Raw genomic sequence first — 12,396 nt, forward strand, 5'->3', positions numbered from 1 at the left:
TCCCCTAAATGTCCTCTAACGTAGAGCAGGTGACTCTACCGCAGACCTCTTCAGACGCCATCGCCCCTTCCGCAACCACAACGCAGCACTGGGTGCTGTCGTTTAGCTGTGTTGACCAGCCTGGAATTGTGCATGCGATCAGCGGGGCGGTTGTGGATGCCGGTGGCAATATCACCGAGAGCCAGCAGTTCTCGAGCGACGACACCGGTCGCTTTTTTATGCGGCTGCAGGTGCTCTCTCCGGCGACTCGCGACGAGCTTGAGGCAACGCTTCGCCCGGTCGCTGAGCGCTACGAGATGAGTTGGAAGCTCGACATCGTTGGGCGGCGCATTCGCACGCTGTTATTGGCCTCAACTGCGCAACACTGCGTGAACGATCTGCTGTTCAGGGCGCGCGGAGGCCAGCTCCCTATTGATGTGCCGCTCATCCTCGCCAACCACCCAACGCTGAGCGATCTCGCGTCATTCTACGGTGTGCCCTTTGAGCATAAGCCCGTGACGGGTCCGGATTCGAAGGCTGCCTTCGAGGACCGCATCCGCGAAGTCATTGCCGAGCACAACATCGAGCTCGTTGTACTCGCCCGCTACATGCAGATTCTGAGCCCAGAATTATGCGAGGAGCTGTCTGGCAAAGCCATCAATATCCACCACTCGTTCCTGCCAGGGTTCAAAGGGGCGAACCCGTATAAGCAGGCGCACCAGCGGGGTGTGAAGCTTATCGGCGCAACCGCGCACTTTGTCACCACCGATCTCGACGAGGGCCCGATCATCGAGCAGGACGTCGCCCGCGTTGATCACTCGCGCACACCCGCAGAGCTCGTTGCGCTCGGCCAGGATGAGGAAAGCCGCGCCCTTCGACGGGCGGTCACCTGGTTTGCCGAGAACCGGATTCTACTCGACGGCGACCGCACCATCATCTTCCAGTAGCAGGGGCATCCGTTCGCCGCTGGTTGCGATTTTGGGGCAATTTTTTCGCAAACATGGGCGAACGGATGCGGCTGTACCGTGGGCCGGGCACCCAAAATCCCACGGTACAATGGACGGGTGACTACAACCGCCACTCCTCAGCAGCTCGACACCATCACGATCGTTCGCGGCATCGTGCACCTCGCACTCTTCGCCGCGATTGGCGCGTGGGGGTTCCTCGCTTGGCCGCTGCCGTGGCCGGGTATCGCCACCGGAGTTGGCAGCATCATCCTGGCAATCCTCATGTGGGCGGTCTTCCTCTCTCCGAAGCCGATCCTGCATGTTGATGTGTATGGTCGCGGGCTCGTTGAGCTGCTGCTCATCGCGGCGGCGGTTGTTGGCCTCTTCATGATCGATGTCACCCCGATCATCCCGATTGCCCTCGGCGTTGTTGCCGCGGCCACGGGCCTTATGGCTGGGCTGCGCAGCATCAAATAACGCGGCATGAAATAGCACCGCCTGAGATAACGCGGCGTCAGCACAATCCCTGCTTGGGCCCGCGCTTCCGCAGACCCAAGCAACACTCACGAGCTAGTACCGAGGCTTCAGCACGAGCGTGTCCTCCGAGGCCTTGCGGATACCGTCAAGCGAGAACAGCCACGGGTGCGACTGGTTGTTTGCCCACTCCGGTGCCTGGTCCGCGTAGTGAGGGTTGAAGGCGTGTCCTGATGCCCCAGAAATGTGGATCCAGCGCGAACGATCGAAGTCGGCAAGGTCAACGACCATCCGCAGCGAGGGGACGTTGGTGACGACGTACCCTTCGCTTGCCCGCCAGCCATTGGCGTTCACGATTGACGACCCTCCGCCAACTTCGTAGGGTCCCCGATTGAACAGCGCCTCGATGGGCTTGATACCGGAGGTTCCGAAGGATGCGTTGGTGAGCGTCAGCGAGTGCAGCTTGCCCCAGCGCCACGAGTCGGGGTGAGCACCGAGCAGGTCGGAGGCCTCGTCATAGGCACGCGTGGCCAGCTCGGTGAGCACCGCATCCCGCCCGGTGATCCCGTCGAGCGTCCACCAATCCGAGTCTGGTTCGCTGAGCTTGACCGTGGTCACGGTAAACCAACGGTCGCCACCGTTGACGGTCACTTCAGGAACCTGCGGGGCAACAACGTCGTTCAGGTAGTTTTTCCAAAACACATTGAAGTAGGCCGCAGCGGGGCTGTTCACGTCATCGCTGTAGTCCCAGTCGGCAAGCAGCGCCGTTCCGCGGGCAGCGTCACCCTCAACGGAGAGGTTGGCGATAGCCGGCGCGAGCACCTTCGCCATCCCGTTCGTGTTATCAAACTGGATGTCCTCGACGTGCGCGGCCGTCATCTTGGCCCCACCCGAAATGGCTTCCTCGATACGCTGCTCAATTTGGTCGGCGCGGTAGCCGTAGTCCCAATCGGTCGTGAGCAGCTCAGGATAGGACTCGTCAACAGCCGGGTTGTTGGCCGTAACCACGTAACCCTTTTCTGGGTTGAATGTGCGGGGCAGGTCATCAAACGGGATAAAGGACTCCCAGCCGTAGTCGCTCGTCCAACCTGGCACAGGCACCGAACCATCACCTTGTTTGCGAACGGGGATCTTTCCCGGCGCTTGGTATCCAATGTTCCCTTCGGTGTCTGCGTAGACAAGGTTCTGTGCTGGCACTTCAAATTTCTTGGCCCCTGCACGGAAGCTGTCCCAGTCAGTCGAGTTATTAATCGCGAAGATAGCTTCTGGCGTCTTGCCCGGGCTCAGGGCGGTCCATTGCAGCGAAAGCTCGGTGGTCAGCCCCGGTTCGGTTGGCTGAGCCTCGGCGATCTGTTTGAAGTCGTCGTTTGCAGAGCTGACGATTGGCCCTCGCTCCGTGCGGCGGATCGTAATGTCTACTGACTCGCCGCCCGCAACGTCAATCGTCTCGGTGCTGATCTCAAGCGGCTTGAGCACGCCGTCAAGCTCGTAGTTGTCGCCAGATACCCGTTCGATGTAGAGGTCGGCAACATCAGGCCCTAGATTGGTGAACCCCCAGGAGACGTGCGCGTTGTGTCCGATGACCACGCCGGGGAGGCCACTGAAGGTGAAGCCGGAGACATCCTCTGCGCAGCCCATGCTGGTCGTGCACTTGAGGTTCATCTGGTACCAGACGGACGGCATAGATGCCCCAAGATGCGGGTCGTTCGACATCAGCGGCATTCCCGTATCCGTGTGCTCACCCCCGATGACCCAGGAGTTTGAGCCGACATCACGCTGACCATCGCCGAGTAGCTGCGGGAGCCCAGCGAGTGAGGCTTTGACCGACTGCATCGCTGCGGCTGTGCCAGCATCGCTTCCGGATGAACGTGGCGCTTCGGCACTGGCGGCCTGGCTACTCGTGCCTCCGGTTTCCGACGATGCAGAAGCGTCTTCGCCAGCTTCATCTTCTGCGCCGGTCACGATGACTGGATGCTCGGCATAATCGTACGCCGGGTACAGCTCAGCCAGCTCATCGTCGCTGAGCCGCTCACTGAGGAGCGCGCGATCGGTTTCATCTTCGATGTTGGAGCGAAGATCCCAAGCCATGGCCTTCAGCCAGGCGACGGAGTCTGCAGGCGTCCACGGCTCAATCGTGTACCCAGAGTTTTGCAGGGCAAGCACGGAGTACTCAAGCGAAACATCCGCGTTCGATTTGCCTGCCAAATAGGAGTTAACTCCGGCAGCATAGGCCTCGTAGTAGGCCAGTGAGGTTGGGTCCATTGCCGCAACTTCGGCCTCAGCCGTCTTCCGCCAACCGAGCGTGCGGATAAACGTGTCAGTGCCGAGTTGACTCTCGCCAAACAGCTCGGAAACGCGGCCAGCGGTCACGTGGCGGCGAAAATCCATCTCCCAGAAACGATCCTGGGCGTGGACAAACCCCTGTGCGGTGTACAGATCGAGAGAGTTCCGGGCTTCGATGGTTGGCACGCCATCTGCGTCCCGATAAACAGTAACGGGCTCGGTCAGTTTTGCGAGCGTGAGCTCGCCCGACGTCTGTGGGAACGCGCGCTGAACAGTCCAAATTGAAACGCCCGATGCAACAAGCACAAGGAGGAGCACTACTGAGACAACACTCCAAATGGTCCGTTTCACCCATCGGCGCGGTGGATGCGTTCGTGTGGTCCCCAGCTGGGTGGCGTCATTGCTCATGACGCGACCCTAGTACACCTCGTTCAGGCCAAACAAATCGCGGATATAAAAGTGCCTTCCCCCTCAAGAATCGGCAAATTCATGATGGGAAAGGCAACCTGTCTTTCCGAGTAGATACCCCTCTAGGACAACCACTCCGGCTTGTTTTCGGTAGCCGACCGGTAATACGCAAGGTTTCGCAGCTGCGAGGCGGCGGCCTCATCGGCCAGAACGGTCACGTGCGGGTGAAGCTGGATTGCAGAGGCAGGAACCGATGCCGTCACTGGGCCTTCGATTGCACTCGCTACTGCAGCCGCCTTGTGCTCGCCAAAGGCAAGCAAAACCAGGTTGCGCGCGCGCAAGATGGTGCCAACGCCCTGGGTAATGCTGTGGGTTGGCACATCGTCAATCGAGTCGAAGAACCGCGCGTTATCTTGGCGGGTCTGCTCTGCCAGCTTCACTACGCGGGTGAGCGAGGCGAGTGACGAGCCGGGCTCGTTGAACCCAATGTGACCGTTGCTGCCGACGCCGAGGATCTGCCAGTCAATTCCGCCGGCCGCGACAATGGCCTCTTCGTAACGCTCGCCTGCAGTGCGGATGCCGTCGATGGCACCGTTTGGAACGTGCACAAGCTCAGGGTTGAGCCCAACTGTCTTAACAACCTCATTGGTGATGACGGTGCGGTAGCTCTGCTCGTGACCTTCTGGGAGGCCGACGTACTCGTCGAGGGCGAAGCCACGCACCCGACTCAGGTCAAGCTTCTGCTCGGCAGCCTGTCGCGCGAGTGCACGATAGATAGGCAACGGTGTTGATCCGGTAGCGAGCCCAAAGACCGCGTCTGGCCGAGTGGCGATCGTTGCGGTGAAGCGAGACGCAACCCATTCTCCGGCCTCGTCGGGGGTCTTCACCACAAGTACGTCAGTCATGCGTTTTTTCTCCTATCAAGGCCGCACCGATTGCAGCAGCCGAAAAACTATCTGGGATGTAGCGTATCCGTTCATCGAGTCTGAGCGACTCAAGGAACGGCGAGCTGCTCGACCAGGTCCGCAGCACTCCTCGAACGCCATCGAGCAAAGGCTGTCCGAGGCTGGTTACGCCTCCACCTAAGACTACGCTCTGAACGTCTACGCTCAACACAAGAAGCCGCACTCCTGTTGCGACTCCGTCAAACAGCATGTCCCGAATCCGAACGGCGACCTCGTCACCCTCCGTGGCGGCGCGCATCATGTCGTGAACGGGCGACGAGCTATCCGTCGGCCACTGCCTCGAGATTCCGGACCCAGAACTGATTGTTTCGAGACAGCCTCGCTGCCCGCAGGTACAAATGACCCCAGACGGGTCAACCGGGATGTGGCCAATTTCACCGGCCACACCCGTTGCGCCTCGCCACAGCGATCCGTCGAGCACAATGCCGGCGGCGAGCCCGGTTCCAAGGTTGAGATAGGCGAGGCTTCCCGTGGATGCCGGGCCGGAGTCCCCGCCGGCCGCGCCACCCCCAACTCCGCCGTTCACCAGCCGATAGGCTCCCACCGCCGCGGCGTTGACATCGTTCTCAACAACAACGGGAGAGCCAAGCAGACGCGCCGATTCTGCCCCAAGTTCGAACTCGACTAGCCCGAGGTTTACGGCGTGATCAACACGACCCGTGGCCGTATTGACGGCACCGGGGATGCCAATACCGATCGACCTGAAATCGCTGACGGGACATCCAGCTCGGTCGGCAAGCTGACGGGTCACCTGGGTGACGGTGGAGATAACTTCTTCTGCCCCATAGCCGGTCGGCTGCTTGACTTCGTGCAGCACAGTGCCGTTGCGATCGACAACCACGGCAGCCGTTTTTGTGCCGCCGATATCGATCCCGACTCTCATCGCGCGTCTCCCGTTGGAGTCCCTGGCTGCGACAACAGGTCGATGAGCGCCCGTCCGGCAAGGCGGGATGCGCCAAACGTTGCGACATCGGCGTATTCCCGATCCGGCGACGGCCAGGCCATGTCAACAACAAGCGTGTCCGCGTTGCGAGCACGGAAGGTATCAATGATCTTCCGATTGAGCTCAGACCGGTGATGATTTTGTCCAACGATAATGACGTTGTCGTCGCTTGGGATGCCGGCGAGTAGCTGCTCGGCATCGCAGTCGAACACGAGGTGCTCAGTCAGGTTTGGCCAGACGGCGCCAGGCCCAACTGCATGGCGCTCAGCCTGTGGGCCCCACGGAAGATGACCAACGGCCGCGTTTGGCACACTCTCGATCACGATCAAGTGTGTCTCGGCACCGTCGCTCATGACGGGCAATTTCACCCCTTCGCGGACGGAAAATGACGCACGAACATCCTCCCGAAGTTTCGGTTCGGCGAGCATGGCCGCTACCGCTGCTGGGCTCTGCCTGCTCGTGGATGCGGTCCGCTTCCATTCAGCAAGGCCAAGCACTCGCTCAGCGGCATCAAGAACGCGGTGATCCTCCAACCGGCCGGTCGCAACGGCGTCGGCAACATGGGCGATAATCTCGCCCATCTGTTCGTCCGTGTTCGCGGTACCAATACACAGGAGGTCGCAGCCCGCAGAGATCGCACGAACGGCTGCCTCGGGGATACCGGTCAGCGCGCTCGCCCCGGCCATGTCGAGGGCATCCGAAACTATTACCCCGTCATAGCCAAGCTCCCCACGGAGCAGCACCTGCAGGATTGTGGGCGACAACGTCGCCGGCAGTTCTGGGTCGATCTGGGGCATGAGGATGTGCGATGTCATGATGCTTTTGGTTCCAGCAGCAATGGCCGCGCGGAACGGTTCCAGTTCGCGCTCCCGCAGCTCGTCGATGGAACGGTCGATCACCGGCAACGACAGGTGCGAGTCATTCGCTGTGTCCCCGTGGCCGGGGAAGTGTTTGGTGCTCGCCGCGATACCAGCAGCCTGGATGCCTTCGACCCACGCCGCGGTGTGGCGGGCGACCCTACCTGCATCCGTGCCAAAACTGCGCGTGCCGATGACCGGGTTGTTCGGGTTCGAGTTGATGTCCGCATCCGGCGCGAAGGTCATGGTGCAGCCAACCGCGTGCAGCTCAGCGCCAACGCCTTCCGCAACTCTTCTGGTCAGCTCAAGATCGTCGATTCGCCCAAGGATGCCGTTGCCTGGATATGGCGACCCAACCTCGTGATGCAACCGGGTGACATCGCCACCTTCCTCGTCGATGGCAATAACGGCATCCGGGTTGGCGGCAAGGATGTCTGAGGTCAACTGCCGAACCTGCTCTGGACTCCCAATATTTGTTGAGAAGAGGCAGACCCCGCCCATCCCCTCGCGGAGACGGCGAGCAACCCATTCGGGCAGCGTATGTCCTTCAAATCCAGGAAGCATGGTCGTCGAAATAGCGCGGGCAAGTTCGCCCGCAGGAGATGGAGACATGATTAGCCCTTTACTGCGCCGCTGACGAGACCACTCGTCATTCGGCCCTGAACAATGAGGAAGAAGATAATGACGGGAACGGCGATAAGCGTTGAGGCGGCCATGACCTGGCCCCAGTCGGTCTCGCGTGTCGCGCCGGCTTGAATGAACCCGCGCAGCCAGAGCGGTAGGGTATGTGACTCTTCACTCTGTAGGAGCACAAGGGCAACCGTGAATTCGTTCCACGCTTGCAAGAACGCAAATACACCGGAGGCAACAAGGCCTGGCGCCAACAGTGGAAACGTGATGCGGAGGAAGGCTTGGGTCCGGCTGAGACCGTCAACCATCGCCGCTTCTTCGAGCTCTGCAGGGATGCCAGCAACAAATCCGCGGAGCATCCAAATGGTGAAGGGAACGACTGCCGCCGTGTAAATAATGCTGACACCAACGATTGAGTTGAGCAGACCAACCGACGACATCATCTTGTACTGGGCGATGAAGAGTCCTTCGGCTGGCAGCATCTGAACGAGCAACACGGCGAGCACAAACGACTTGCGTCCGCGGAAACGGAAACGGCTAATCGCGATTGAGGCCAGGAACGCAAAGATCAAGCAAAAGAACACAACCGTGAGTGTGATTGCGACGCTCATGCCGAGGGCGTTGTAGAATTTCCCGTCTGAGACGACCTTGCTGAAGTTTTGGAACGAACCACCGACGGGGAAGAACGTGGGGATGAACGACTGCAGCGTGCGGTTTGGCAGCATCGAAGAGTTGAACATCCAGTAGACGGGAAACACCCAGATGAGGGCGATCACAATAGCAAACGCGCTCCATCCCCATTTGCGGGTGCGGCGAGGCTTGCGCGCCTTCGCCACGGCCTTGGCGTCGGCGGCATCGATGGGTCGTGACGGATTCGCCGCGGCTGGAAGAGTAAGTTCTGGCTGAAGAGTGGACATTAGTTCTCGTCCTCCTTAAGTAGGCTGCGCACGTAGAACCAGCTGATGGCGATGGTCAGCAGCAGCACAAAGACGGAAACGGCAGATGCCATACCGAAGTCCTGGGCGCCGGTGCCCAACTTGTAGATATAGGTACCGAGGAGGTCGAACTCGCTCGCGCTCGAACCGGTGTCTTGCAGCACCTTGATTTGAGCGAAGACTCGAAGGTCCCAGATGAGTTGCAACAGCAAAACAATCATGAGTACCGGGCGAATCATGGGGAGGATGATGAAGCGCAACCGCTGCCAGCCGGTCGCGCCGTCGAGCTGAGACGCCTCGAGCACCTCATCCGACACCTGCGTGAGACCAGCGTAGATCGAGAAGGCCACAAATGGCACCGACATCCACACAACGATGATGCAGGCAACCATAAAGAAGGTCAGTGGGTTCTCGAGCCAATCGAATCGGTTCATGTGAACGCCTGGGATCATGTCGAGCAGATAGTTGACCACACCCCTACGGCGGTCAAACAGCCAAATCCAGACGGTCATTGCGGCAACAATCGGCATCGACCAGGCAAGCAGCAGGCTCACCTGCAAGATGAGGCGTCCAATTCGTCCGGCCGCCTTCATGAGAACGGCAAGCAACCCACCAATGATGATCGTAATTGCAGCGGTAACCACACAGAACGCGAGCGACCTGGCAACGATGGCCCAGGTCAGCGGGTCTGAGGCTAAGGCGATGTAGTTGTCGAACCAGACAAAATCGGCTGGAGCACCAAACTGCTGCTTGATGCCGAATTTTTGCATCGACGTAATGAGCTGCCAAACGAGCGGGTAGCCCATTCCCACCAGAAGGATGACGATGGACGGGATGAGGAGAAACAGCGGGACCTTTTGGACACGCTTCTTCTTGGTCGCCAACATCACCGACTCTGGTGCTGTTGGCGGTGCCGATACGGAGGTCATCTGACTTCTTTCTGGGTTGACTCTGACTCCATTGGAGGGGAGGATGGCCGGCCCAAACGGAACCGGCCATCCTGTTGCTCGCTCACGCGAGTGTCCTGCGTTAGTTCAGGAGCGCCGAGATCTTCTCGTCGTACTCCTTGGCAAGTGCGGGGATGTCTCCACCGGCCGCTACCTTTCCGAAGAACTCCTCTGGAAGCTTCGCTCCCTCAACGGCTGCCCAGCCTGGTGCGGCGGGGGTCAGCTTCGAGTGCTCTGCCGACTCGACGAGTGCCTTGGCAAACTGGTCGTCACCGAGCGAGTCTGCGTAGTCAAGGTTGGCCGGTCCAAGACCATTCTCACCGAGCATCTTCTGGTACTCAGGCGAGAAGATGATGCGCATGAGGTCCTTTGCACCGTCCTGCTTCGAGCTTGCTGCCGAGATGGCGATGTTGGATCCACCGGCGAATACCGGAGCCGCTCCGCCGTCAACGCCGGGGAGGACAAAGATGCCGAACTTGTCGTCGTTCCACTCAACACCGTCGGTCTCTTCGCCGGTGTCGGGGTCCTTGACCTTTACCGGGTCACCGATCGAGTTGTGAGCCCAACCCGGTGCGATGATGGTTGCGGCTTCCGGCTGACCGGTTGCTGCGTTGTCGTTAATGTTGATCCACGGGGTGCTGTCGTCTTCGGTGGCTGGCGCGTTCGAGGCGTTCTTGAAGAGCGTCTGGAACTGCTCAAGCCCAGCAATCGTGTTGGGGTCAGAGAGGGTGGAGACCCACTCGTCGCCTTCCTTCTTTGCCAGTTCACCGTCGTTGGCGAATACCCATGAAACGGCATTGCGCCAGTCGCTACCACCGAGGTAGAAACCTGACTGGGCGTCGGTGCGCAGCGATGCGACAGTCGAGTTGAATTCCTCAAGCGTTGTGGGAACGGTCTTGCCTGCGGCTTCCCAGATGTCCTTGCGGTAGAAGTTGTAGCGCGAACCGAAGTAGTAGGGCAGTGCGTACTGAGCGCCGTCAACCTCGCCAACCTCAACGAACGACTGCAGCAGCTTGTCGCCGCCAAGCTCCTCGTACATGTCGCTCAGGTCGGTGAATGCGCCAGCCGTGCTGAATGTGGGCGACCAGGTGTTTCCGATCTCCACAACGTCTGGTGTGTTTGCCTTGTCAGGGAGGGCTGTTGTCAGCTTGGCAACGGCATCCGTCCAGTCCTGCTCTTCAATCTTGAGCGTACCGCCGTTGGTCGCTTTGTACTCAGATTTCAGGTAGTCGCGCAGTTCGTCAGGGGTGTCTCCACCCATGACCCAGAGGGTAATGTTTTCACCCTTTGAGTCGCCGCTTGCGGAATCATCTGCTCCGCCGCTTGCACAACTGGTCAGAGCCAGGGCTGAGGCCGTCAGAAGGGCCAGTACTCCTAGTTTCTTCTTCATGATGCGATCCTTTAGATATTCTTGGTGGTACGGAAACGATCGTTCGACCGTTCCGGTCTCGGGTTTTTCCGCTAAGAGACCCCGAGCTGTCCAGACAGGACAAGAACGGCCGCGCCGCGCAAGACAATGTCTTGCGCGAGTGCGGTCATTCGCAGCGTCAGATCACCGTGAACATTGGTCATCGTCCGCTGACGTATGGTGTTGGTCGCAGATTCCGCAAAATCTCCGCCAATCAATTCGTGTGGGCCGCTCAGCACAATCTCCGAGAGGTTGAGCATGCCAACGACCGGGGCGAGGGCGATTCCCAACCGCTCCCCCGCGTTCACCAGCACCTGACGCTGGTCTTCGCTACCGGATACCGAGGCAAGCTGGCCGGTCAGGTTCGGCACGGAAACCCAGGCTTCTAGGCATCCGCTCTTGCCACACGCGCACTGCGGCCCGCCGTCGGTGCCAACAACAACGTGCCCGATCTCGCCGGCGGCAAAGCCACCACCGAAGACTTGGCTTCCGTCGATGATGAGCCCGGCACCAACACCGGCGCCAATCTGCATGAGGATAATGTCGTTGGCCGTTTTTCCGTAGCTGTGCTCGGCAAGAACCGCGGCATTCGCGTCGTTCGCAACCGTCACTGGAACGTCAAAGCGGGCGCTCAGGATGCTCTGGAGCGGAAGGTCAACCCAACGAAGATTTGGCGCGTTGTGCACAACCCCGTCGAGGTCGACAATTCCTGGGGTACCAACGCCAATTCCGAGGATGGGGCAGGTAGCCTCCGCGAGGAGACCCTCGATGAGGTCGAGCAGGATACTCACGGCCTCGTCGCCGTTTGCCCCGTTGAGTTTCGTTTCGCGCCGGACAAGCACGGCGCCACTCAGGTCAAGCAGCGCAACCTTGAACGTGGTGGTGTCGGACAGGTCCGCACCGATGATGTGGAACGCGTTGAGGTTCAGTTCGAGCAACGTTGCTGGCTTGCCAGGACGCGCGTCCTCGCGCTGGCCAAGCTCGTTCACGAGCCCCTCAGCCACCATCTCGGCAACGAGGTCGGAAACGGTCACTCGAGTGAGACCCGTCTGGCGCGCGATGTCGGCGCGGCTCAGGCCTGACTGTTGGGTGCTGGCAAGAGTGGTGAGCGTTGGGGCCGTGGATGCGGTGCCAGCTCCGTCCGAGGCGGCAGCTGATGCTGCGGCCGTTGCGCCAAGATCGGTTCCGTTGGACTCGGTGCTTGTGAGCTCAGATGTTGTTCGGGCGGCGGATTGCGCGACACCCGCGGAGGGTGGCCTTCCTCCAAGCCCCGAGACGGCGGCAACGTCATCTACCGGCGCGGGGTTTGCTGCCCCGAATAACTGCTGCAATACCAGGGAGCGGTTGTGACCACGAGCGTGCTCAGGCAACACCTTCACGCTGGGACGAAGTGCCCGGCTCGAACGGCGGCCGTCAACAACGGCTGCTGCTGCGCTCTGTGGGGAGCGACCTCGCTCCAAACCCTGATTCATGTTTGTTAGTAAACCTTACGAACTAATTAAACACAACCCCTTGGCCGGTTTAACCAAAAACCGTTACCTCCTCGCAACATTCCTATGCGATCCCCACAACCCCAGCGTCCCACTCCACCCCACCCCACCTTCCGTTTCGGCGTATTTT

At 60.1% G+C, this 12,396-nt stretch carries 10 protein-coding genes; 2 read left to right on the top strand and 8 right to left on the bottom strand.

The features are described from left to right. Nucleotides 1-8: 8 nt before the first annotated feature. Both purU and FHX76_RS08455 read left to right on the top strand, forming a co-directional pair. The gene (purU, locus tag FHX76_RS08450) at nt 9-926 is read left to right on the top strand and encodes a formyltetrahydrofolate deformylase (RefSeq protein ID WP_167149772.1); all 918 of its coding nucleotides are present in this window, start codon (nt 9-11) and stop codon (nt 924-926) included. A 117-nt stretch (nt 927-1,043) separates the two neighbouring features. After that, nucleotides 1,044-1,403 (top strand): DUF2568 domain-containing protein, encoded by a 360-nt coding sequence (locus FHX76_RS08455; RefSeq protein WP_167149774.1) that lies wholly within the window; start codon nt 1,044-1,046, stop codon nt 1,401-1,403. Between the two features lie 93 nt (nt 1,404-1,496). On the opposite strand, the gene FHX76_RS08460 is transcribed toward FHX76_RS08455, so the two are convergent. From FHX76_RS08460 to FHX76_RS08495, 8 genes are all read right to left on the bottom strand, one after another. Then, nucleotides 1,497-4,091: a penicillin acylase family protein gene (locus FHX76_RS08460; protein WP_167149776.1), complete on the bottom strand. Its 2,595-nt coding sequence runs from the start codon at nt 4,089-4,091 to the stop codon at nt 1,497-1,499. A 122-nt stretch (nt 4,092-4,213) separates the two neighbouring features. Then, nucleotides 4,214-4,996: a glucosamine-6-phosphate deaminase gene (nagB, locus tag FHX76_RS08465; RefSeq protein ID WP_167149778.1), complete on the bottom strand. Its 783-nt coding sequence runs from the start codon at nt 4,994-4,996 to the stop codon at nt 4,214-4,216. Beyond that, nucleotides 4,989-5,939 carry an ROK family protein gene (locus tag FHX76_RS08470; protein WP_167149780.1) on the bottom strand — a complete coding sequence of 317 codons (951 nt, stop codon included), beginning with the start codon at nt 5,937-5,939 and terminating at the stop codon, nt 4,989-4,991. The genes nagB and FHX76_RS08470 overlap by 8 nt, the downstream gene beginning before the upstream one ends. Then, nucleotides 5,936-7,468: a beta-N-acetylhexosaminidase gene (gene nagZ, locus FHX76_RS08475; protein ID WP_167149782.1), complete on the bottom strand. Its 1,533-nt coding sequence runs from the start codon at nt 7,466-7,468 to the stop codon at nt 5,936-5,938. The genes FHX76_RS08470 and nagZ overlap by 4 nt, the downstream gene beginning before the upstream one ends. A gap of 2 nt (nt 7,469-7,470) precedes the next feature. Continuing rightward, a complete protein-coding gene (locus FHX76_RS08480; protein ID WP_167149784.1) occupies nt 7,471-8,403 on the bottom strand; it encodes a carbohydrate ABC transporter permease in 933 nt (310 codons plus the stop codon). Next, the gene (locus tag FHX76_RS08485; protein ID WP_167149785.1) at nt 8,403-9,350 is read right to left on the bottom strand and encodes a carbohydrate ABC transporter permease; all 948 of its coding nucleotides are present in this window, start codon (nt 9,348-9,350) and stop codon (nt 8,403-8,405) included. Before FHX76_RS08485 ends, FHX76_RS08480 begins: the two co-directional genes overlap by 1 nt. 100 nt (nt 9,351-9,450) lie before the next feature. Next, on the bottom strand, nt 9,451-10,758 hold the full coding sequence (locus FHX76_RS08490) for an extracellular solute-binding protein (RefSeq protein WP_167149787.1): 1,308 nt from the start codon (nt 10,756-10,758) through the stop codon (nt 9,451-9,453). Between the two features lie 71 nt (nt 10,759-10,829). Next, nucleotides 10,830-12,248: an ROK family transcriptional regulator gene (locus tag FHX76_RS08495; protein ID WP_243848595.1), complete on the bottom strand. Its 1,419-nt coding sequence runs from the start codon at nt 12,246-12,248 to the stop codon at nt 10,830-10,832. Between the last annotated feature and the right edge of the window lie 148 nt (nt 12,249-12,396).

This window comes from Lysinibacter cavernae (assembly GCF_011758565.1).
Taxonomy (GTDB): domain Bacteria; phylum Actinomycetota; class Actinomycetes; order Actinomycetales; family Microbacteriaceae; genus Lysinibacter; species Lysinibacter cavernae.